Origin of the sequence: Geminisphaera colitermitum TAV2 (assembly GCF_000171235.2) — a bacterium.
Taxonomy (GTDB): domain Bacteria; phylum Verrucomicrobiota; class Verrucomicrobiia; order Opitutales; family Opitutaceae; genus Geminisphaera; species Geminisphaera colitermitum.
Genome location: NZ_ABEA03000014.1, coordinates 1 through 22,301 on the forward strand (window position 1 = coordinate 1; position 22,301 = coordinate 22,301).

General features: G+C 57.6%; 19 protein-coding genes, 1 tRNA gene and 1 pseudogene. 10 read left to right on the top strand and 11 right to left on the bottom strand.

Annotation, left to right across the window (positions count from 1 at the left end):
• Positions 1 to 202 (bottom strand): hypothetical protein (locus tag OBACDRAFT_RS29195; protein ID WP_232766577.1); only part of this gene is annotated, 202 nt, incomplete at its 3' end.
• Here OBACDRAFT_RS29195 and OBACDRAFT_RS02155 point away from each other — a divergent pair.
• Both OBACDRAFT_RS02155 and OBACDRAFT_RS02160 read left to right on the top strand, forming a co-directional pair.
• Entirely contained in the window at positions 129 to 1,283 is a 1,155-nt protein-coding gene (locus OBACDRAFT_RS02155; RefSeq protein ID WP_232766567.1) for a chemotaxis protein CheA, read from the top strand. The two genes, OBACDRAFT_RS29195 and OBACDRAFT_RS02155, sit on opposite strands and share 74 nt — an antisense overlap.
• A 40-nt stretch (positions 1,284 to 1,323) precedes the next feature.
• Positions 1,324 to 2,214, top strand: coding sequence for an HDOD domain-containing protein (locus OBACDRAFT_RS02160; RefSeq protein ID WP_088179272.1), 891 nt, complete (start codon positions 1,324 to 1,326; stop codon positions 2,212 to 2,214).
• Between the two features lie 25 nt (positions 2,215 to 2,239).
• On the opposite strand, the gene OBACDRAFT_RS02165 is transcribed toward OBACDRAFT_RS02160, so the two are convergent.
• Positions 2,240 to 4,063: a potassium channel family protein gene (locus tag OBACDRAFT_RS02165; protein WP_052360876.1), complete on the bottom strand. Its 1,824-nt coding sequence runs from the start codon at positions 4,061 to 4,063 to the stop codon at positions 2,240 to 2,242.
• A 199-nt stretch (positions 4,064 to 4,262) separates the two neighbouring features.
• Between OBACDRAFT_RS02165 and OBACDRAFT_RS27805 the strand changes: the two genes are divergently transcribed.
• On the top strand, positions 4,263 to 4,610 hold the full coding sequence (locus tag OBACDRAFT_RS27805) for a hypothetical protein (protein ID WP_157836880.1): 348 nt from the start codon (positions 4,263 to 4,265) through the stop codon (positions 4,608 to 4,610).
• Positions 4,611 to 4,689: 79 nt separating this feature from the next.
• Positions 4,690 to 5,658 (top strand): tyrosine-type recombinase/integrase, encoded by a 969-nt coding sequence (locus OBACDRAFT_RS02170; protein WP_157836881.1) that lies wholly within the window; start codon positions 4,690 to 4,692, stop codon positions 5,656 to 5,658.
• 219 nt (positions 5,659 to 5,877) lie between these two features.
• Here the strand turns inward: OBACDRAFT_RS02170 and OBACDRAFT_RS02175 are convergent, their stop codons facing one another.
• Positions 5,878 to 6,162, bottom strand: a complete 285-nt coding sequence (locus tag OBACDRAFT_RS02175) for a helix-turn-helix domain-containing protein (RefSeq protein ID WP_052360878.1) — start codon at positions 6,160 to 6,162, stop codon at positions 5,878 to 5,880.
• Between the two features lie 299 nt (positions 6,163 to 6,461).
• Between OBACDRAFT_RS02175 and OBACDRAFT_RS24830 the strand changes: the two genes are divergently transcribed.
• The 3 genes and pseudogenes from OBACDRAFT_RS24830 (at position 6,462) to OBACDRAFT_RS24835 (ending at position 8,297) form a co-directional block, all read left to right on the top strand.
• Entirely contained in the window at positions 6,462 to 7,214 is a 753-nt protein-coding gene (locus OBACDRAFT_RS24830) for an RCC1 domain-containing protein (protein WP_157836882.1), read from the top strand.
• An 18-nt stretch (positions 7,215 to 7,232) separates the two neighbouring features.
• Positions 7,233 to 7,325 (top strand): annotated as a pseudogene (locus OBACDRAFT_RS31175) (hypothetical protein); the annotation flags it as partial.
• Between the two features lie 9 nt (positions 7,326 to 7,334).
• Positions 7,335 to 8,297 carry an RCC1 domain-containing protein gene (locus OBACDRAFT_RS24835; protein ID WP_198529835.1) on the top strand — a complete coding sequence of 321 codons (963 nt, stop codon included), beginning with the start codon at positions 7,335 to 7,337 and terminating at the stop codon, positions 8,295 to 8,297.
• 1,814 nt (positions 8,298 to 10,111) lie between these two features.
• Here OBACDRAFT_RS24835 and OBACDRAFT_RS26140 read toward each other — a convergent pair.
• Positions 10,112 to 10,875 (bottom strand): IS5 family transposase gene (locus OBACDRAFT_RS26140; protein ID WP_088179267.1). Its coding sequence is split into 2 segments (ribosomal slippage): positions 10,112 to 10,503 and positions 10,503 to 10,875, totalling 765 coding nucleotides; the frame shifts between segments, so codons are not numbered across the junction.
• 1,420 nt (positions 10,876 to 12,295) lie between these two features.
• Here OBACDRAFT_RS26140 and OBACDRAFT_RS02210 point away from each other — a divergent pair.
• On the top strand, positions 12,296 to 12,709 hold the full coding sequence (locus tag OBACDRAFT_RS02210; RefSeq protein ID WP_125069516.1) for a hypothetical protein: 414 nt from the start codon (positions 12,296 to 12,298) through the stop codon (positions 12,707 to 12,709).
• 270 nt (positions 12,710 to 12,979) lie between these two features.
• Positions 12,980 to 13,999: a hypothetical protein gene (locus tag OBACDRAFT_RS02220; protein ID WP_157836883.1), complete on the top strand. Its 1,020-nt coding sequence runs from the start codon at positions 12,980 to 12,982 to the stop codon at positions 13,997 to 13,999.
• A 1,000-nt stretch (positions 14,000 to 14,999) separates the two neighbouring features.
• Here the strand turns inward: OBACDRAFT_RS02220 and OBACDRAFT_RS02230 are convergent.
• From OBACDRAFT_RS02230 to OBACDRAFT_RS02255, 6 genes are all read right to left on the bottom strand, one after another.
• Positions 15,000 to 15,377 (bottom strand): hypothetical protein, encoded by a 378-nt coding sequence (locus OBACDRAFT_RS02230; RefSeq protein WP_052360884.1) that lies wholly within the window; start codon positions 15,375 to 15,377, stop codon positions 15,000 to 15,002.
• Positions 15,378 to 15,407: 30 nt separating this feature from the next.
• Positions 15,408 to 15,992: a membrane protein gene (locus OBACDRAFT_RS02235; RefSeq protein ID WP_043582508.1), complete on the bottom strand. Its 585-nt coding sequence runs from the start codon at positions 15,990 to 15,992 to the stop codon at positions 15,408 to 15,410.
• 78 nt (positions 15,993 to 16,070) lie between these two features.
• Positions 16,071 to 16,493 (bottom strand): YcfL family putative periplasmic lipoprotein, encoded by a 423-nt coding sequence (locus tag OBACDRAFT_RS02240; protein ID WP_043582480.1) that lies wholly within the window; start codon positions 16,491 to 16,493, stop codon positions 16,071 to 16,073.
• A gap of 70 nt (positions 16,494 to 16,563) precedes the next feature.
• Positions 16,564 to 18,600, bottom strand: coding sequence for a COG3014 family protein (locus OBACDRAFT_RS02245; protein ID WP_052360886.1), 2,037 nt, complete (start codon positions 18,598 to 18,600; stop codon positions 16,564 to 16,566).
• 62 nt (positions 18,601 to 18,662) lie between these two features.
• On the bottom strand, positions 18,663 to 19,559 hold the full coding sequence (locus tag OBACDRAFT_RS02250) for a hypothetical protein (RefSeq protein WP_043582481.1): 897 nt from the start codon (positions 19,557 to 19,559) through the stop codon (positions 18,663 to 18,665).
• A 46-nt stretch (positions 19,560 to 19,605) separates the two neighbouring features.
• On the bottom strand, positions 19,606 to 20,994 hold the full coding sequence (locus OBACDRAFT_RS02255; protein ID WP_052360888.1) for a PEGA domain-containing protein: 1,389 nt from the start codon (positions 20,992 to 20,994) through the stop codon (positions 19,606 to 19,608).
• Between the two features lie 229 nt (positions 20,995 to 21,223).
• Between OBACDRAFT_RS02255 and OBACDRAFT_RS02260 the strand changes: the two genes are divergently transcribed.
• Positions 21,224 to 21,568 carry a hypothetical protein gene (locus OBACDRAFT_RS02260; protein WP_043582482.1) on the top strand — a complete coding sequence of 115 codons (345 nt, stop codon included), beginning with the start codon at positions 21,224 to 21,226 and terminating at the stop codon, positions 21,566 to 21,568.
• A gap of 632 nt (positions 21,569 to 22,200) precedes the next feature.
• On the opposite strand, the gene OBACDRAFT_RS02265 is transcribed toward OBACDRAFT_RS02260, so the two are convergent.
• Positions 22,201 to 22,275 (bottom strand) — tRNA-Asn (locus OBACDRAFT_RS02265).
• Positions 22,276 to 22,301 lie beyond the last annotated feature (26 nt).

The following is a 22,301-nucleotide window of genomic DNA, read 5'->3' on the forward strand; positions in this document are numbered from 1 at the left end:
AGGGGACCGCTGTCTCGGCCTTGGCTCCGCAGTCAACGTCGTCTTCCTCGCAGTCCTCGTCCGCCTCGTCGTCGCCTGCCTCGGCGGCTTCGTCGGTGCGGGTCAATACGGAGAAGCTCGACTCGCTCATGGATGTGGTGGGCGAACTGGTAATCGTGCAAAGCCAGTTGCAAGAGTCGGCGCGCGGGGCGGTCGGAGGCACGGCGGGAGGAGCGTCGGGAGGGGATGGCTCGCCATTGACGCGCAATCTCGCGCAACTGGGCCGGATCACCAAGGAGCTTCAGCGCACGGCGATGGCGTTGCGCATGGTGCCGATCAAGCCGATGTTTCAGCGCATCGGGCGCGTGGTGCGCGATCTTTCGCGCGAATGCGACAAGCGGGTGCGGTTCACGACGAGCGGCGACGAGACGGAAATCGATCGCACGGTGGTCGAGGAGATTGTCGATCCGCTCGTGCACATGGTGCGCAATGCGGTGGACCACGGGCTGGAGTCGGCGGAGGCGCGCGTGGCGGCGGGCAAGGACGCGGTGGGCAAAATCTCGCTGGGGGCGGCGCACGAGGGGAGCACTTTGGTGATCGAATTGCGGGACGACGGGCGCGGGCTCGACTTGGAAAAAATCCTCGCCAAGGCGCGCAAGCAGGGGTTGGTGGCCGGGGATGCACGGCTGGCACCGGAGGAGATCACGAGCTTGATTTTTCTTCCCGGTTTTTCGACGGCGGAGAAGGTCACGTCTGTGTCGGGGCGGGGCGTGGGCATGGATGTGGTGCGGCGCAACATCGAGCGGCTGGGCGGGCACATCACGATTGAGTCGGCGGCGGGCGCGGGTTCGACGTTTCGCATCCGGCTGCCGTTGACGACGGCGATCATCGACGGGCTGCTGGTGCGCGTGGGGCCGGATCACTTCATCCTGCCGAGCACGTCGGTGCGCATGGCGTTGAGGCCGGTGCGCGCCTCGCTCGCCTCGATCCAGGCGCGGGAGGGGCGGCGCGAGGCGCTCGATCATCGCGGGAAAATCCTGCCGCTGCACCGGCTGCACCGGCGGTTTGGCATTGTGGACGCCGTGGAGGACCCGACGGCGGGCATCGTTGTCATCGTGGAAAATGGCGACCGGGCCTATGCGCTGCTGGTGGACGAATTGGTCAACAAGCAGGAGGTGGTCGTGAAAAATCTCGGCGGTTTTCTCCAAAACCTGCCAGGCGCGGCGGGCGTGGCGGGCGGCGCAATTCTGGGCGATGGCAACATCGCGCTCATCCTCGACCCGGCCTCGCTCTACGCGGCATGAGCGCGCTTGCATGGACATGCCAGAAGAACACGCGATGCCCATGAGTCCGCTGGACCTGTCATTGGAGGAGGTTTGCGAACGGGCGTTGCGGCTGCCGTGCGCGCCGACATTGCTGCCGCGCCTGCTCGGTGTGCTGGGGCGCGCGGAGTCGAGCATCGAGGACATGGAGGAGGTGATCCGTCTGGACCCGGCGCTGGGCGGCGCCGTGCTGCGGCTGGCCAACTCGGCGCATTTCGCGGACGCGGGGGCGGGCGTGGATTCGTTGCACGAGGCGGTGCTGCGTCTGGGACAAAAGGAGATTTACCGGCTGGCGGCGTTGTCGATCGCAAGCCGGTGGGCGGCGTATGAGGATTTTGGGTACGAGTGGAATCCGGGGGATTTTTGCCGTGTGTCGCTGGTGACGGCGGTGGCGGCGGAGGTGCTGGCGGAGCGGAGCAGGCGGGTGTCGCCGGAGGTGGCGTACACGGCGGGACTGGTTCAGGGGTTGGGCAAGCTGGCGCTGGCCTACAGTTGCAGCCGGGCGTTCCCGGCGATCCGGCGGCGTCAGCGCGCGCTGGGTTGCACGTGGCTGGAGGCGGAGGCGGATGTGCTCGGGTTCAGCCACGCGATGGTCAGCGCCGGGTTGTTGCGGCGGTGGCGTTTTCCCGAGGCGTTCGCGGTGGTGGCGGCCCACAATCCGCCGACAAAGGCGATCCCGGCCGAGCACCTGCCGCTGGCGGTGCATGTGCATGCGGCCAATTATCTGGCGGCGAGTTTTGGCGTGGGGCAGGGGGAGGAGGGACTCTTGATGGGGCTCAATCCGGAGTTGCTGCTGGAGTGGTCGTTCACGCCTGAATTTTTGGAGGCGGCGTTGCCCGAGGTTTTTTCTCGGGCCACGCGCTTGATGCGTGATCGGTTGCACGAGAAACGGGCGCTGGATGCGGGCTGGTGAAGCCGGCGCGGACGGCCCGGCCCGGTCAGCCCATGGCGGCGGAGCCCCGGCTGCCGATGCGGGAGCCGGGGAAGGCGGTCAGAAAGCGTTCTTCGTCCGACACGCCGCCCACCAGGATGAGTTCGTGATGCGGCTCCAGCAGGGTGTCGGGGCCGGGTGTGATGCGCGTGGATTCGCCGTCCTGAAGCGCCACGACAAAACAGCCGGTGCTCTCCCGGAGGCGCGATTCGGCGAGCCGCTTGCCGTGAAGGACCTTGGGCGTCTTGACGCGAAAGGCATGCACGCCTTCGGCCACCATGGTGAGGTCGCCGCCGGTCAGGAAATTGCAGACGGTGCCGACGGCAATGGTCGTGTAGGCCATGACAAAGTCCGCCCCGGCGCGATGGAGCGTGGCGACGTTGCGCTCGTGCGTGGCGCGGACGATAATCTGGAGATCGGGGCGGATGCGGCGGCAAAAGACAGTGAGGTAGATGTTGGCGTCGTCGTCGTGCGAGGTGATCACGACCGTGCGCGCGCGCAACATGCCCGCGCGACGCATCACGGCCATGTCGGCGGCGTCGCCGATGACGACGCGTTCGGGGTCGAAACCGGAGTCGGGGATGCGGGCAGGGAGGCGTTCGATGAGTTTGCTGTTGATGCCGAGGCGGTCGAGCGTGCGGGCGGTGGCGCGCCCCACACGACCGGCGCCGACGATAATGACGGGGGCGGCAGAGGAGGGCGGAGTGGTCACGGATGCAGGCTCCGATGCGGGCGCAGCCGGGGGCGCGGGGGGGGGCGCGGGGGGGGGGGCGGGGGGGCGTGTGTTGCCTTTCTGGATACGGTCGAAGGTCTGGAACTGGTCGCGCGAACCGGCGAGGAGGATCATCATGTCGCGCTGGATGAGGAGGTCGGGCGAGCCGGGGAGGAAGGTGCCGCGGCTCCAGCAGCCGATAATCATGAGGCCGGTGCGGGCGCGCAGGCCGCAGTCGCGGATTTTTTGCCCGCTGAGGCCGGCGTCGCTGGCGGTGGCCTCGGCGATGAGCAGGGGGCCAAATTCGGCGACGACGTGGGCTCTGGGCGCGCTGGATTCGACGCAGCGGGCGAGGAAGGAGCCGAGCAATTCGTCGAGCCGGAGGATGTGCGTGGCGCCGGCCATGGGGAGGATTTCGCAGGAGGGCAGGTCCTTGGCCGTGGCGATGATGGGCACGTCGGGAGCTTCCTGGCGGACGGTGAAGGTGGCGTTGGTGTTGGCGACGTCGCCGCCGGTGGCGAGGACGAGGGCGGCGTGGCGGGCGCGGGCGTTGGTCCAGGTGGCGGGTTCGTCGGGTGTGCCGAGCATGACCTTGACGCCGAGTTCGTGAAGGCGGGTGGCGGCTTCCTGGTCGGGCACGAGGACGAGGTAGGGTCTTTGGTATTTTTCAAGCCGGGGGATGAGGGCGGCGGTGACGGGGTCGTAACTGGTAAAAATGACGTGGCCGGAGAGGTTTTCGGGAGCGCGTTTGGGGGTCTTGGCAGCGGCTTGGGCGGCCATCCAGGGGGCGTAGAAAAATTCGATGAACGTGAAGGGCAGCAGCATCAGCAGGAAGACGAGGCCGGAGAGCATGACCGTGACGGAAAACATGCGACCGAGAACGCTGTTGAAGGTGATGTCGCCAAAGCCGAGGGTGGTCATGACGGTGAAGGTCCAGTAAACGCCGTCGAGCATGTGAAAGTCCCGCCCTTCGTGCGCCATGATGAAGTGAAAGATGACGCTGAATCCGAGGACCATGAGGGCGAGGACCGCAATGAACTTGAGGAGGAGCCGGACGTTGCGCTGGCGCGGTTGGGTCTGGCGGACGATCTCGGTGATGGTGGCGGGTAGGAATTTCACGTTGGGATGCAGATACCAAAAAGCCTCGCAATTCAGATGAATTGCGAGGCTTTGTTTGAGAGTGGCTGCCCGGGCTGGGATTGAACCAGTGACCAAGTGATTAACAGTTATCTTGTATGCCTATTTCCATCTTTTCTTTTTTCTTCCTAACTATTCCTAATTATGATCCTGTTCTCATAGGTAGAATATTTTGTAACTTATGAATGAAAAAGGAAAGATGGGAAATTTTGAGAATCCAAAAAACGGGACAGTAACGGGACAGTCAAATCTGACTGTCCCGTTTTTTCGTTCCGCCAAGACCCATCAGGATTACTGGAAAAGTCGTATTATTCGCCGACTGTTCGCCACCCGTGACGGCAAACAGGGAATTCCTCCCGAGTATTCAGTCAGAATGCGTCACCTGAAACATGACGTGTGGTTCAATCTCGAAACCGCCAACCAGGCCGTCGCCGCCGGTCAAGGCCCGCGACATTTACCTGTCCCTTGTAAGCGCCGGATGGGATGCCACTCTTGCGAAATACAAACCTTCGCCTATCGCAAAGGCTAAGATCTGCACGGTAGGAGAGTTCCTCGTCGAAGTTCGTGCACGTTCCCACCTCAAGGCTATGACCGTCCGGCGGTATGCCGTGAAACTTCGCAAGATGGTTGCCGACATCGCGAAGATAGACGCCAACGCCAAGAAAAAGCAGCGGCGGGTAAAATATGATCACGTGAGCGGTGGACATGTAGCGTGGCTTGCCAAGGTGGACGGACAGTCACTGGGCCTCCTGACTCCTGAAAGTATCAATGCATGGCGTAACGCCTACATAACCAAGGCTGGCAACAATCCGGTAAAAAGGAAATCGGCAGAGCGCTCCGCGGCATCCTACCTTCGTTGTGCTCGTTCGTTGTTTCGGGAAGAGGTGACTGCTCTCCTGAGAGTCAAATTACCTCCCAATCCCTTTGCCGAGGTGAAAATCAAAGATCCCGGTCCGCAGCGCTACCACTCGGAGGTTAACCCGGAATGGCTCCTTGCATGCGCAGAACGCGAACTGCGCAATGATCCGGAGAGTCGACAACAATACCTTGCATTGTTGCTCTGCCTGTGGGGAGGGCTTCGCCGGAAGGAAGCCGACTTGCTAACTTGGAAGCAAATCGATTTGGCCGAAGGTACTCTCCACATCCGACGGACTCCATATTTTGAGCCCAAGACAGAAGAGAGTGAGCGAGTGGTTGATCTCTCTCCCGGTGCTGTTAAGATGCTGCGTTCGTTCAAGATGCGAGCCAAGGGAGAATTTGTCCTGACAGGCTCTGATCCGCATCCGGAGGCGACTTACGATTATTACCGGTGTGACTGCACATGGCGCAAACTCATCAAATGGATGAAGGGGAAAGGGATTACCCAGACCAAGGCGATTCACTCGCTCCGCAAGGAAAGCGGCAGTCTTATCGCTTCGGATTTCGGCATCGAGGCGGCCCGCCAACATCTCGGACACCGTGACATTAGCACAACCTCCTCTCATTACGTCGCGAAAAAGAAACGGATTGAAGTCAGCCTTCCGACAGGAAGCGCTATAACACAACTGGCAGAAGCACCGGCAGAGAATGCGTCATGAAAATATGGCATTTTCATACCGTTGGCATGTGCCCAACTGCATGGTGTCCGGTGGCATGCCTGCGCTCCGTCTGGTTACCCATGACGGACAGACAAGGCTTGCTGCTAATTCGATGCCAAAGGAAGCTCCAGTTTAAAGAGATAAAACATAGCTTACACCTGAAACATCAACGAATAAGGCTTCTGCCACCATCTGCACGAATCGGAGCACTCCCTTTCTTCATGCACGCTTTCGTCGCCAGCGTTTTTGCGGGAGAGGAAAGCGGGGTTTGGCTAAGCTGGTGGGGTCAGGAACCGCGTCATCGATCAGTGCCGAAGGTTTAATGGTGTAAGCATCGGCAAGACGGTCAACGGTTTCCAACAAGACCTGTTTCTTTCGCCCGGATTCAATTTCCTGATAGTATTTGTAATTGAAACCGGCAATGGCGGCGAATTCCTCCTGCGTCAGTCCATGCTGCTGCCTGAGCAATTTTAGATTTTCGACGAGGCGATGTACGGAACCCACCTCACAAGATTAACAGAAATGAATTTCTTCATTACACCCGGTTATCACTGGTGGCACTCAAGCGCAGGCCATTGAATTAAAAAAATGATCACATGCTGAAATAAAGACCTTTTGCCAATTCCATGGACGATTGATTGGTCGCGATGGAGAGTGCAGACACGGCATGAGATAACATAATACAAATAAATGGATTACATCATTCACAGGTGCCAGTGAAGCACTGGCACAGATTAGGGATGGTGTTTCACACTTTACGCCCTGTCATCGATGGTGCTATTTGGTGTAATCAATCCTCATCTATGAAAATCCATACCCACTCAGGAGGGATACTGCTCCGTCCAAAACCAATAATATCAGTAATTGTTACCCTTATCATGGCGTTTTCATGTCTGACTCAGGCGGCAGTCTCCGCAGACGTAAAGTTTACGTCCATCGCAGCCGGTCATGGTTATAGCCTATTTTTAAGGAGCGACGGAAGTGCTTGGGCTGTCGGCAGAAATAACTATGGCCAGCTTGGAGACGGGACGACGGTTGACCGAAGCAAGCCGGTAAAGGTGATGAGCGAGGTCCAAGCTATCGCAGCAGGCGCGTATCACAGCTTATTCTTAAAAAATGATGGAAGCTGCTGGGCAGTAGGAAGCAATGAATCTGGTCAGTTTGGAGACGGGACGACAGTTGACCAAAGCACCACTCCAGTAAAGGTGATGAGTGGGGTCCAAGCTATCGCAGCAAGCATGTTTCACAGCTTGTTTCTGAAAAGTGATGGCAGTGTTTGGGCTACTGGTTACAATGGATACGGGCAGCTTGGAGACGGGACGACGATTGACCGGAGCACTCCAGTCAAGGTGATGAGTGGGGTAAAGGCGATCGCAGCGGGCCGTGTTCACAGCTTGTTTTTGAAGAATGATGGAAGTGCTTGGCTTGTCGGCGACAGTGGATATGGCAAGCGTAGCGACGTGACGACCACTCCAGTCGAGGTGATGAGTGGGGTAAAGGCGATCGCAGCGGGCACCTCTACCTGCTTTTTCTTGAAAATCGATGGAAGTGCCTAGGCTACTGGTTCCAATGAATACGGGCAGCTTGGCGACGGGACGACGGCTAATCGGAGCACTCCGGTTAAGGTGATGAGCGGAGTCCAGGCTATCTCAGCGCGCGGGGCTCACAGCTTTTTCTTGAAAATCGATGGAAGTACCTGGGCTGTCGGCAGAAATAAATATGGCCAGCTTGGAGACGGGACGACGACTGACCAGAGCAAGCCGGTAAAGGTGATGAGCGAGGTCCAAGCCTCAGTCGCCACAACAATAGAGACCGAAGGGAGCACTCCGATAGAGGCGATGAGCGGATTACCGGCTGTCGCAGCGGGCACGTTTCACAGCTTGTTTTTGAAAAGTGATGGAAGCGTTTGGGTTGTCGGACTCAGTGGATTTGGCCAGCTTGGCGATGGGACGACGGCTGATCGTGGCACTCCAGTCAAGGTGATGAGTGGGGTAAAGGCGATCGCGGCAGGCGGGGCTCACAGCTTGTTTTTGAAAAGCGATGGAAGCGTTTGGGCTGTAGGCCTCAATAATTTGGGCCAGCTTGGCGATGGGACGACGGCTAACCGGATCACTACGCCAGTAGAGGTGATGAGTGGGGTAAAGGCGATCGCAGCAGGCATGGGTCACAGCTTGTTCTTGAGAAATGATGGAAGTGTTTGGGCTGTAGGTCACAATGAATCTGGTCAGCTTGGAGACGGGACGACGGTTGACCGGAGCACTCCAGTTAAGGTGATGAATGGAGTGCAGGCTATCGCAGCGGGCGTGACTCACAGCTTGTTCTTAAAAAGTGATGAAAGTTATTGGACTGTCGGCGACAATGAATCTGGTCAGCTTGGAGACGGGACGACGACTGGCCGGAGCACTCCAGTAAAGGTGATGAGCGGAGTGCAAGCAATCGCCGCAGGCGAGGCTCACAGCTTGTTTTTGAAAAGCGATGGAAGTGCTTGGACTGTAGGATCAAATGGATCTGGTCAGCTTGGAGATGGAACGATGACTGGCCGGAGCACTCCAGTAAAGGTGATGAACGGAGTGCAAGCAATCGCCGCAGGCGAGGCTCACAGCTTGTTTTTGAAAAATGAGGAAGTGCCTAGACTGTAGGCGACAATGGATTGGGACAACTTGGCGATGGGACGACGGTTGGCCGGAGGAGCACTCCGGTAGGCTACACGATCTTGGAACAGAGGCACGCCGGATAACCCTTCCCTCGGAAGACAAGAGAAACCCCTCTTGCTTTTTGTGAGATACCCTCCCTCGTCCACATAGGAGGTAAATATGGCAGAATGGTATCGAAACTGTCCCCCCCCCCCCATTGACCCAACAAGGGCCCAAAGAGGGGTCTCTCTTGCCCATCACAATGGTAAACCCTCCCTCATTTCAAGGAAGGACCCTTCAACAAAAAGAATGCTCCCCCTCCTCCCCCCCCCCCCACACACACCGACATGTCCCTCGTATGCCTCTTCGACACGAACTATTTGCAACTCTTTCATAGATGTAGGATTGAAATGTTGGTGGCCGGGAGGACCCTCCCTCCCTTCCACTGTCCCGATGGAGGGTAGCGTGACGGCAAAGGAGGGTCCTCCCCCAGAGACAGTCCAGGAAAGAGGTGGGGAAGGGTGTACCCTCGCCTGCGCAAGCCACAACCAAGCCCTTCCCCTTGCCGCATACCCCTCCAGTAACTTCTCCCTCCTTGCCTGCCGACACCTCCGTCTCCCACGGCTGTCACGCTTCTCTTCCCATCTCCTCCTCCCGGAGGGTTCTCGCTTGGAAAGGTGGCCCAGATACGAACACCAAATAACTCACCGGTATCCCGTAAACCTATGTGTGGAGTTCAGCTATGTGATCGAGGACCCTTCTCCCGCAGCTTTCGCAAGGGTTTACTTGGCCGACGATGGTGCAGGATTTGATCAAACCCTCCCTCAGCCTCGCAACAGAGACCGGGAGGGATTACCTTTTCCCAAAATCTACGAGGGTATCTTTCGCTGGGGGGGCCAAGGGAAGAAGAGATACCCTCCTGATTAGCACAACATTCTTCTCACTCTTGCCCTCGCACACATCTTTCTCCCATGCAGCGGCTGCGGCATAGACGCCAAACGTGCTCCCTCTTGACCTCACTCTGGCTGACCGTTGGGCGTCTTTCAGCAGCCGGTGCACCCGCGTTCCCTCGGGCAATGACGGGGTGGGATCACAGCCCAGGTAGTCGTCGTAGATGGCTTCCAACCCCACAAAAAAAAAACCTGTTCCGGGCAAGATCCACATATCCTCTGATTTGTTCCTCCATCCGGTGGCCTGGCACCACCCTCGCCATCAGATAACCGGCATCCAGTGCATGCCGATCCTTCACACGATCTTTGTTCCGAGCCTTCTTGGACGAGTGGTAGGACCGACTATTCACTTCGATAATCAGACTACGTTCGGGAAGCACAAAATCGTAGACAAAGCTGCCGAGGACAAACTCCTGCTGGAAGACCTCTCCCATCTGGCGGAGACATCTGGCTGCCTTTTTCTCCACAGGTGAAACCTTGTCCCGTTGGGAGCGATCTATCTTTTTCGTCAACGATTCCTCCTCCAGAAACTTCAGGTGGCTGACACACGGAACGCACAGCCATTTCCTGCAAAGGGTACCCGGCACCACCACACCGCATTTGGCAGCAATGAGGCGGTCACACCGGGAGCATCTCTGTGGTTTCAAATTCATAGAAATGGCAGAACTTGGTCTGCTGGTCAGGAGATTTCCTTCCGTGAGCTGCGCAGTATCACCGCGCACCTGTTCCACATTATGGAAGGGCGGTATGCTCTGCCACGATGAGGGTGAGTTCCCGGGCCACCTTCAACTGAGCCTTTACACTTTCTGCCAGTTTCAGTGCTTTTTTCAGCTTTTCCTGTCCGGTCAGCGGTTCTGCTAGAGCATGTAGTCACGAGATTGAAGCCCAGAGGATGGCACACCTGAATTGGACGGCAGCGAGGAAAGAGGAGGCTCGTTTTGCGTATCGGGTTGCGATGCCGCGCCATTGCTTGAGTCGTAGGAATGCATTTTCTACCAGATGCCTGATCCGATAAAGATAAGGGTCATATTCGCGTTGTTCTATGCGATTGGTCTTTGGAGGAATCTGCGGGCAGATGCCTGCGGCCTGCGCCATTTCGATGATGGCGTTGGTGTCATATCCCTTGTCGGCGATCAGATGGTCTGCGGCAATGCCTTCAATCAACCTGCCAGCCTGTGTGCAATCAGCCGTGGAACCCGCTGTAACAATGACTCGCACCGGCATACCATGCGCATCCACGGCCAAATGTAGTTTGGTGTTTCGCCCCCTTTTGTCAGACCGATCGCCTCGTTTCCACCTCTGGCTCCCGCCGCATGCGGATGGATTTTGACATGACTGGCATCAATCATCAGCCACTCAAAATCGGGCTCGTTCATCAGTTCCGACAACAGGCGCTCCCAATGCCCCTTGTCTCTCCAGCGACAAAAACGCCTGTGCGTGTTGCCCCACCCTCCGTAATCCTCTGGAAGATCCCTCCAAGGCGCACCAGTGCGTAAAATCCACAGAACCGCGTTGAGGAACTTGCGGTTGTCCTCCGCCACCCCTCCCCACGCTCCTTTCCTTCCAGGTAGCAGCGGCTCCAGAACGCTCCAAACTCGGTCCGAAATGTCGTGACGGTGTTGATCTTTCGCCATGCTGACATTCTCCATCACAAAAAAACTCAGTCAATCTTATCTCGTGACTACACGCTCTAGAGCAGAACCGCTGGAAACCGCCTCCGTTACTTCAAAAGCTCCTCCACTGTCCAGCCGCCCCAAGTCGCTGATGACGCCGATCTCCCACCCATTCGACTGCGAACTCTCCTGCGGAGAGTTCCAAGGCATTCGTAACGGCATCGACGAGACACCCGATGAGCTGGTGGCGAACATCGACTGGTAGAGCGAACACGGTGACCCGGAGAGGAAATGGGCCAAGGACAAGGCCGGGGGCAGTGGAAAAGACCTCATTCGGTGCCGCCACCGCCAACCTCCCTGACGTGGAAACTCCCCCGTGGGTGCCCCCGGGCCCCTCCCTCCCTTCGTTCAGCGGCGGCTTCTGCGTTCACTTCTCCGACTTCAAAAATAGTGACGCGAGTGAAGGTGAAGAAGGTGAGGATGCGGAGGAAAACGAAGATTTCCTCGCGGGACCCCCTGCTGAAGAGGATGGTATGGGTGTCGAGGGTCTTCTATCCCCTAGGGGGAACCTCTGGCGGTTTGAAACCGCCAGAACAGGAAACGGAAGGGTAGGAAGTGCATCATGAGAACTTTTGTCAGTGGAGGTGTTGGGCGGGGCAGGGTGTGCCCGCGTCCACGCAAACCACAACCACGCCCACCGCCGTACCATCTCCAGTTCTTCCCTTGCCGTACGGGGTCTGCGGCCACAGGCTTGCCAGATGTCCCCGGGACGTTCCGAGCGCGGGGACTTAGGTGTCCTTCCCGAACGACCCCCGGGCACAGTGCTGACAGGAGAGTGTGTGCCCAGCAATTACCCTGCCCGTAGCCAAGCGTTGAAACACAGGCACTCCAGAATCTAACCGTGAAGTAAACGCGCAAGGTGGCCAACCTTGCAGGTCCGGACAGCGCACCTTTTCACACGAGGGGGTGCGGTGAGAGCCCTATTCGCCTCCAGACTGAAGCCTGGGTATGATCCATGGGAATACCGCATACTCAGGGCAAAACTTTGCGGACGCGCACGCATTGTCACACACGCTGTTATGCCCTGTGATACACCTATGAAGCCGTCTGCATTGTTATAGCTGAACCACTTCCACACCGCCCGGAGGACGCGCCTCGTGTATGCGCTCTGTTCATCGCTCCTGAAGGTAGTTTTACCTAATGCAATGACTCCTTTTAATACGACGCAGCTTCGAGAAAGGGCGTAGTGTAGGCTCTTTAGCCGGAACGAAGCTGCCCGTTGAACATGACCACGTCGTGTGTCCACACACATCGATCCTGTGCTCATGTGGAATCTTTCATGCATGAATAAAAAATATTGAAAAATTGGGAGATTGCCTCTCCCCCGACGAAGATTACCATTCCTCACATGTGCAGGCTACCGCCGAATTCAGAAAACATAATGAATGTTCATATGGAAGCAGCACGGACTGCCCTCGCCGAGTGGCGGCGGATTGGACAGGAGTCCCGTGCGACTTTTGTCGGCGGAGAGTCACATCCTGACTACGCCAGCTTGGAGCTAAGATGGAGGGAACCAAGAGGTTTCGTTTATTTTTCGGTTTACGTTGATGCAAGAGAAACAGATTCAGGTGTCTGTGTGATATTGACAGATTCAGTGGGCGGAGTTGCAAGACAGAGACGGGAGCGCGGTAGTCTCGCCGACTTCGCGAAAGTCGTTCACCAATTTATGAGAATAATTTTCATAGAAGAGTGGCCGGGGGTGGTCGGAATATGGGTCGTCGGGAGCGCTCTCGCTGCCATAGGAGACGTCGACAGGATAGGAATGAACCTCCTGCTTGCGAAGGATGATGAGTGAAAACCATAGGAGTGTTCGACGTAGAGGGCAGGTGCCTCTCTTTTCGATCTGCGGAGAATACCACCCGGTCTGCGGAAAGCGGTGAGGGCTCTTTCATGGAAACTCGGATACCGGAGGACAATTTCAGCGTTTACACCCTTACGTCGCAGGTGCTAACTTAAGGTATCTCCTGTCCTACGCTGGTACCTTCGCCATGCTGGTAATCGGAGACAACGCGCATCAGCATTCATCCGGCTGGTAAAAAATCAGAATAACCTGAAAATCAATAAAATGCCACGACTTGTACGAACTCCAGAAGATGTGCTCAAAGACAGTAAGCGGGATCTCTACTGTATCCGTTTTCATGATGCGCCGCTCATCGTTTCTTGGGAGGACGAGCCCGAAATACCGGGATACCGCGAACTGTGTGACTGGTTCGCACATGAGTTGCCGCATGTCATCATGGAAGACCTTTATCCTCCTCTGAGCATGATTTCCAATTGCGTGGGAGCTTTCCTCCGGGTCGATTTCGACGAGGAGTCCCTCGTCCGGTACTGTGCCGCATGGGAGAACGAGGACGGCTCGGGGAAGGACCCTCGCTGGACCTGCTATTTGTACCCCTATGCGATCTATCTAGAGAAGGTGAAGAGGGTACCCTCCCAGAAAGAGGAGGAAAGCTGGCAACCGGGTTCGGAGGAGGACCCTCCTACTGACCTGCCAACCGTTTCCGAAAGCCCTTTTTCTTTTCTCACGGAGGGTACTCGCAGGCTCGGCAACGAGGGTGTGGCCCTGGTCGCTTGGGCCACAGGCCAGATTCTGGCGGATGCGAGTCTCTCCTACATGATCGTTGGCGGATTTGCCGTCGCCCGGCACGGCTGGATGAGGTACACGAAAGATTTGAATATCGTCGCTGGCGATGCCGGCCTTGTCCGCGAGGCCCTGACTTCATCGGGTCGCTTTACCCTTCACCAGAATCGGCCCATGACCGTGGTATACCCTCCTGCAAATGTCGAGGTGACCATTTTTCAGGCCGGTGCCCAAGATTCCCGTCATGCCCTTCCCCTGCCATCCGCTGACTGTTGTGAGGAGGCCACCGGCATCCGGTTCGTAACCATCGACCAACTCATTAACATGAAGCTGTCCGGTTACCTGTCTTCTCCCGCCTGGTGGATGAAGGACAAGATGGACGTGGTTGAACTCCTCAAACTGATGCCGGAAGGCATTGCCCGTGCTCTCGTGAAGAAGATGCATCCCGCTGTGCGTGAAGAATTCGCAAGTATCGTCAACGGACTCTTCGACGGTGAAGAGTGACTCCTAACCTTAATGCCTTTCGTGGTTAGAGGCTGAGAGCATAAGGTGATTGACTGAAGAGTCTATTGATGTGCGTCAAACAAAGCAGCGAATAGGATTGGAGAAGCAAAGGTAGGGCAGAGATGTGCTGGAGATTATGTCGATTTGTATCGACGGATTTTTACTCCGGGCAGGATGGGAGCGCTGGCGGTCGCCGGCCTCGGTTTCGGCCAAATGCCGCAGGAACTTGCGGTAGCCCCAGTTTTACTGTTCTGCCTGAGTGATGATGCGTTCGTGCTCGTCGGCCATGACGCCGAGGTTGAGGGCGCGCAGCAGCACGGGCAACGCATCGTGCGTTTCGTTTGGTATCTGTTTTTTCATGACGCCACCTCCCTGCAAAGCCGGTCATAGCTGGCCAGTTCTGGGGCAAACTGCTCGCTGCCGGGAGCGCCGCCGGGAACGATGCGCGTCACGAGCCTGTAGCGGCACTCCGCCAAACTCCCACAGCGCCGCCTGCAATCCGGCCTTCAGCGACAGCAGCGACCCCGATGCGCACGGGATCACCCACTCCATGTTGCTGTAGGGCAACACCGCATGGCACAGCCGGTGTGCATACCCCTGCCCACGGATCATCACCCCGAACTCGTCGGCGTGCGTCCAGTCCACCTGCACCGCCTCCCCGGGCTCGCGCACCTGCGGGGAAAACACCTACCGGTCCGTTGTGCTCCCTCCACTCCGCTGGAACGTCCTGATCGCATGGCCCGCAGCTTCCTCTCCGCTCAGATATTCATACAGCGCCTTCGCCCCCAACTCCGGTGCTTCCCTCAGATACCGCTCTTGCACGTTATCACAAACAACCAAACGACACAAACTCCCACGAAGTTGCCCCCCACAAGGTTCGTCAACCCGTCAAACAGTGGTCCCGAAAAACTCAGAACGAGTTCCGCCAAGGTGACACTCGATTCAACATCATCAGCTCCGACTCTTGATTCCACGAAAGGCATTAGGCTCAGGTGTGAGCTCAGGGAATCACTGTGCGATTGGAGAGAGGGAGCCCGTGTTCGTCCACCTCGATTTCAACAGGGATCTGGATGATGCGGCCATCGGCGGTCTGGACGGTTTGCCATTGGCGGACGACGCGGCGGTCGTTGTCGAAAACTTTTATAGACTGGGAGGCAAAACCCTCGCCAACCCCGACTACCGCGCCGGCAACGTTGCCAGCGACAGCTCCGCTGACTGCGCCCACTGCGTTGCCCAGCACGGGACCGGGCTGGCGGGGGTTGGTGAGGCGGGCGTCGCTATTCGACATGCAACCGGTGGTGAACAATGCGAGGAGAGCACTCGCTGCAAGAGGGACAAGAGCGCGGCGCGCGAGATTGTATCGGAGTTTCGGATTCATGAGCCGGTCAAGAGAAGAGTGGGGAGACGATTACCAGCCGACGCTGGCGCGTTTGCCCTGCTTGGTGATGGATTTCTCACCCTCCCAGACGCCAAGGCGGTCCTTCACGGTCGTGAGTGTGAGCTGAAAGACATAGGTGGTCTGCTTCAGGCTGCCGTCGCTGGCTCTTTCCTCAATGATTTTGCCGGAGAGCGTGTAATAGGGATCGCTGCGTGTGGCTCCGGTCCTGCCCATGAAGATTTCCTTCTCGTTTTGTGCGGCGGCTCCGGGGTCGTTGCTGATGGTGACGACCTTGCCGGTTTTCAGGAGAGCTGCGCTGACTTTTTTCGTAAGCAGACTCATTTCGAAATTATTGCTCGTCGCGTTCTTGAAGGAGCTGATCGCCATGATCGCCGGTTGTTGCGGTGCGCGTTCGAGGACGCCGGAGGCAAGGATGTCGGCGACCATGTCGTCGGCGGCCTGATAAAAATCCTGGATGTTGATTTTGTTCAGGGAGACGATGGTGTCTGGCCCTGTGGAATCGACATAGTGCGCGGGTGTGGAGGCGCAGCCGGAGATGAAGAGTGCGCCGGAAAGAGCGGCGGCAGCAAGCAGGAGCTGGCTGAATTTTTTCATAATGGTGATGGTGTAATTGATTTTTGGATGCAAAATTGGATGGGAATATTTTTTGCGATTAGAATCGTCTCCTCGTAGTCATTGTGCCTCGAATTTGAGGCGAAAGTCCGCGACGCGGGGAGTGGTGGCGATGGCGGAGACGGTGGAAATCTCGCGTCCACGCAAGTGGAGGAGACGCCAGCCGGTGCCGCCGGCGGCCATGCCGTTTTCGTCAATCCAGTCGAGTTTGTAACGGTAAGTTCTTTCACCGCTCTTCAGGTTTTCGATAGTGGCCTGTATTTGCAGCAAGTTGCCGCTGGCGAATCCTTGATTGACGGATACGACGCGCAAGGCGCGGGCGAGGGTGGAATCAGTGGCGACGCGCTGGTCGCTCACGTAATTGGGGCGGGACTCGGGCTGTGCGCGCTCAATCGAGTTTACACTCGTGGCGCAGCCGCCCCAAATCGACAAGACGCCAAGAACAAGCGTGGCAGCAAGACAGGTGGATGACTTTGTTTTCATGGCGTGGTTCAGTTGGAATTCCTTTGGGTTTAGGAATGCAATAACGCGTAATATAATGGATTGCGTGATTTTATCGGGAGCCACTGGATTGCGTGTCTGCCATGAGTTGCTCCATCTTCTCGGCAAACAGTTTTACGACCTCGGGGGTACGTTGTTTCAGCGGAAGCGCGTTTAAGGCCGCAACGACCTCCCGCGGTGTTTTCGCTTTTGATAGAGCCAAGCGGAACATTTCCTGAGATGAACCGACGGCGGGTTGCGATGAGGCGGCGGCGGCGAGCTGACTGGTTTTTTCGTATAACAAGTTGCCCGCCATGTCTCTGTCAACGGCGGGAAGCGAGCCGAGTTTCCCGAGCAAGTTCTCGATCTCCGCCGGGGTTTTTATTTTCTCGATGGCGACGCGAAATTCGTCGAGCGACAAGAAGGCAGGTTGCGGAGTAGCAGCGGGCGCGGGTTGGACGGCGGTAATAGAGGGCGTGGCAGTGGCGGAGATAACGGCGGATTGAGCGGTGGCTTGCTCCACGGGCGCGGATGGACTGGGAACGTAGCCGGGCATTGCGCCGCGTCCTCTTAATGTGAACTGGCTGATGAGCGGCGTGACGCCGGGAGCAATGCTTTTGACGTACACGACGTTGACGTTGCCTTCGACGAGTTCAACTTGGTGGGGATTACCGTCTCCGGCGTTGATGAGGAGCGTCCGGTCAGCGGGCGTGGGGATGCGCGCATAATAAAACTCTTTCGGTAGACTGCGCCATTGGCGCGTGTCGGCGATGGTGACTGCGGTTTGCGCGGCGAGAGTTCCGAATTTTGCGAGGAGTTGGAGAGTCCCCTGACCCTTGACGGCCTCCTGTGTCGCGGCATCAAGGATGGCCTTCACGGCGGCTGAGATAATGGTTTTGGTGAGTATCGTAGGCCACTCGTTTTTGAAATCGCGGGCGATGACCGAGTCCATGTTGCAAACAAGCGCCGGCTGGATTTCTCCGCCACCTGCGCCGATACGGATCAACGGAGGTTTCATGTCGTAAAATTTCAGGTAAGGGAAAGCCACGACAACATTGGGGACGGAGCTCTTCGCGAGCAGGGAGATGGGCAATACGAGCTTATACTCCTCGCGGAATGGCGCGGAGCCGCTTTCGTAAATGACATAAGTAAGCCCTGTCGCTGGCGCACCTGCGGTGATATCGGAGAGATCCTGACGGGCGAATGGGTTGGCAGGCACCATTTGAGAAACGCGTTCGAAGGACTTGCGGGCATGTTCCATGTCGTCGTCGTCCAACGCGCAAGCAGAGAAGAAAATGCCGTCAATCAGCACGGAGAAAGGGTTCACGTAGTTGGCGTAGGGATTCGCGGCAGCGGCAGCATCCAGCGCCGCCATGTTCAAGTTTTTCGGGGTATCGGCCTGATTCGTGAAATCGGAAATCGTCTTCGAGGCATCAAAGCCCGTGCCTTTGGTGTCCGCTCCGGAGCGGGCTTTCCCGATTTCCGCCTCGTTCTCCTCAATGCGTTTCGCGTTTTCATCGACGGCGTCACGCTGGCGCTGAAGGGACCGGTTCAACTCGACACGGGCGGCCTCCAAGTCGCCAAGCTGCATGTGGTTGAGCGCCTTGTAGGTATTGAGCATGATCTTATCGTAGGCGCGTCCGCGATATGGGAGGTTGGCGAGGTTGGTGAAGCTCGCGCCGATCTCGGAGCCGACCTTCACTTTTGCCTGTTCCTCCCATTCGTTGATGCGGGCCTCTGCCAGATCAAAGGCTGCATTGGATTTTTTTAGAAAATCCTCAGAGGTGAGGGGGCCAGAGGAGGGTGCCTCATCGCCTTTTTTCGGTTTAAAGGCCGCCGCGTTGGCGACAGACGAGGGGCTGCTGGCGGCGGCGCGGAGGACGGCACCCTGCTCAAGATGCCAGATGATGGAGTCTTTTGGACTGTCGGCGTTTTTCTCCGCCATTTTGTCTGCCTCCTTCACGGCTTCCGTCAGGTTCCCGGCGCGGAAGACCGTGTCGAGCGGAGCGCTTTTTTGGGAATGGGTCTGGCAGCCGGAGAGAATGAGCGCACAGGCGGCGATGGCGGCGACGAGGAAGTATTGGGGAAGCGGATTCTTGAGTCGTTTCATGTGGAGGGAGACGGGTTTTGTGAGTTTTATCTGGATACGAAGTTAAATGAAGGGAGGGAGGCTTACGGAGCCACCTGGCGGGCGATGTTGAGCTTGGCGATGCCGAGGTTTTCGCCCTCGATCTTGCCGGTGGAAAATTTCGGGTTGACGCGGGTGATGCGGATTTTGCCGACGCTGACTTCCTCAGCGCCAAGCTCTGCACCGGTGTCGGGGTCGATGAGTTTTTCGCCGAGCGCGAAGATTTCCCAGAACTGGCCGACGGCGATGCCGGAGCCTTCGCCACGCGCAATGGTGACTTGCGGACCGGTGACACTGAGGACGCGGGCAGGATAAACGACATCCACGACTTTGTTGGCGATCTTCTCGGCGATGCCGCGCGACATTTCGACGAGGAGAGAGTCGGAGAGGTCGCCGTCCTCGGTGACTTGCGCCTGCTTTTCCTCGACGAGGTTTTTCACCTCCTGAAAGTTCGCGGTTTCGATGAGTTTGTTGGTTTTCGCGTCATGAATTTTGCCGACGGCGGAGAGACGGATAACTCGCTTGGTGACCTTGCCGGCCCAGCCGAAATCGCCGGTCTGGGCAACGTCCTGAAAGTCGTCCACGGTGACGGTGAGGAGGTAGTCGGCGTTCCCGAAGGCAAAGGCGCGACCTGTGGCGGCGGCTTCCTCGACGAGGTGGGCTGAGTCAGAGCGAGAGATGACCTCGAAGCGGCGGGTGTTGTGGACGCGGTCGGCGAGTTGCGCGTCGAGGGACTGGGTGACGCGTTGCATGGAGACGCGCTTTTTCGAGGCGGCTTCGGCGGCGGCAGGCGTGGCGGCGATTTTGCCGATGGCGAGCACTTTGAGGCCGAGGGGTTGTGGCACAGAAGTGGTGGCGGGTGCGGATGTTTGCGCGAACAGAGGAATCGGCACAAGGGCAACGAGGAGGAGGAGGAGGAGGGCTGAGCGGAGCGGTTTCATGGCGTTGGGAGAAATTTTTGGATGCCGAGTTTTTGTCCGGTTGCTTTCAGAGGAGGGACTTTTGGGTGACGTTGGGCAGTTCCTTAGCGTCCACTTTGATGTCTACCTTGTAGCCGCTCTGGCGGAGTTTTTGTGCCTCACCTCTGAGCACCTCGGCCTGCGCGTCGGTGAGTTTTTCGCCGTTGCGAAGTCCGCTGACGAACTGGCTGACTTCCTTCCAGCGCTTGAGGCCGGCCTCATCCATTTGCATCGGAGCAACGATTACCTGGCTGTCGAATGCGCTGATGAGGCGTTCCCAAGGCTTGAAGCCTTCACGGGTGAGCCGCAGGCGGCTGAAGCCGCGCCGGAGTTGGAGTTTTCCGGGCGCAGTGCCAACGACCACGCCGTCCACCTCGACGGTGACGTTGAGGATGGAGACCTTGTTTTTGCCCTCGGATAGGGAGACGGTGTTGGTGTTGTCTAGGCGGACCTCGGGCAAGAACACGTCGGCGACGTCGGGGATGAGGGTGATGGTGGCGAGCGCGGCGACGGTGTCGGGCGCGGCGATGCGGTTGTCGGCGACGCGGGCTTGCAAGCCGGCGGTGATTTTTTGCGCGGCGTCGTCGAGTAGTCCATCGAGGATGGCGGCGGCGGCGAGGTCGGCGGAGGCATGGGCGTTGGCCTGCTCAAGGCGGACGGGCTTGACAGTGTCGCCGCTGAGCGCGGCACCGGTGAGGCCGTCGAGGATTTTGTAGGTGACGAGGGCGCTGTATTCGTCGTTTGTCACCTCGACGCCGTAGGCTTTGACGCGGCGGGTTTCCTTGGAGAGGCCTCCGAGGGAGATTTGCAGGAGGTAGTCGGCACCGAGGTTTTGCGCGAGGCGGAGCGCGGAGGACTCGTTGGCGAGCAGGGTGTCGAGGCTGTCCTCGGGGCGGAGGGTGGAGGCAAGTGCCGGATTGAAAGCACGGGCGGCGTCCACGGTGGTCTCGCGGGCGATGACCTGCACACCGGTATCGGCAACGCGGGCGGAGACGAAGTCTTCCAACACACGGATTTTGTCGTCGTATTTTTGTCCGGCGCGATTGGCGACGAAGATGGCGGCACGGTAGGTTTTGATTTCGCTGACGGTCTCGGTGACGGCGTGGGTGGTGATCGTCTCGGTGACGGTTTTGCCGTTCTTCACGTAGGTGCGCGTATCGACTTGGGTAGGGGCGGCTTCGACGGTTTTGGTGGTGGTGACAGAGGAGCGCATGCCGCCAGGACCGTTGCCAACGCCGCCGCGGAGCGCGGGAACTGGTGACGCGTCGGGCGCGGATTGAGCGGAAGCGGGTAGCGATGCCACGAACGCGATGGCAGCGGTGGTAAGCAGATGGCAAAGGAGGGCGGACTTCACCGGGCTCAGGCGGGGGCCGGATGTTTCGTTTCGTTGGATGCGGGAAGCGTAATAAGGGTGCATAATATTATTTTACAGACGGTCTTATGTCAGAAAACAGGGCACACGTCGGAGGGATGGCACGGATGCGTAGGTCGTTTCTTTAACGCTAGGGCTTGCCCTTGGGAAAAGGCTGCATGGCCACTCGTACACGATCTACGACAATGGCGGAAGGATTGCTGGGGATTGGATAACGAGGAACGTTGTAGAGGAACATTCCCCTTCTCGTTAAGGCTTGGCATGCTCATCCAGCATGGAAATAGCACCAGTGATAGCAAGGTGTAAAATCGCAACAGATGAACTTATCTCACTTTGGTTACGTGAGACCCTCTCATTTCTGTTCCAAATTTCCTATGTCGGAGATGACGGTGTGCAGTTCTTCTCTAGAATGGAGAAAAATCAACTTGTCACGTCTGCCACCGAAGGGCTCCGGTATGTCGGAGCCAAAATCCTAGCCCAGCGGTATTCACTCCACCCCAAGACCATCCTTCTCTGGGGACGTCGAGGATGGATTACGCCTCACAAGCTCAATGGTCGTGTCGTCCGGTTCAACGTAGCTGAAGCCGATGCATTCATGAACCAAAATCGAATCGATTGAATTTCGTGTGCGGAGAGATAACCAGCGCTCATGAAGCCAGATGCTGATTGACGGTGATGGTAAGCTTTCCGTCAGTAAGGCTGTACCGTGAGAATCTCCACCACCAACGATTCGATCCGATTGTTTCTGGGCTCTCCAGTCGTCCCCTACATCCGGGTTGGTTGCACCTCAATCTATTCCTTCATCTAATTCCCGGGGCCAACTTCGCTACCAGATATTCAATACAAACTCCCGCAGTTGGTTGAGGCATTTTGAACCTTCCTTTTGGCTGGAGAGGTGCGTTGGGCGTATCCCTGCCCATGATGTTCGGGCAGCATGCCGTCGTCAGTGCCTTTCGGCGGGTGGGTAATTGCACGGGCACGGATATCCGCGGAGGTCGGAGGGAAGTCGTGAAATGGACGTGACAGAGAACAAAATCAGTTCCGTTCGCATGAGCCATCAAAATCCATCTGCGCGATCATTATTCCACGGACATAATTGAGTTATCCCCCCTCTCCTCATCGAATCTTGATCTCCAATAGGGAAAGTCGGGGTAAGACAGGACTCAAAAAACGGGACAGTAACGGGACAGTCACTTTTAAAATAACCCAAAAAAAGGCCTCAAAAACTTTTGTAAGTCTTTGAGGCCAAAATGGCTGCCCGGGCTGGGATTGAACCAGCGACCAAGTGATTAACAGTCACCTGCTCTGCCACTGAGCTACCGGGCAAGGGAGGGGCGAATCAAAGGGGATAT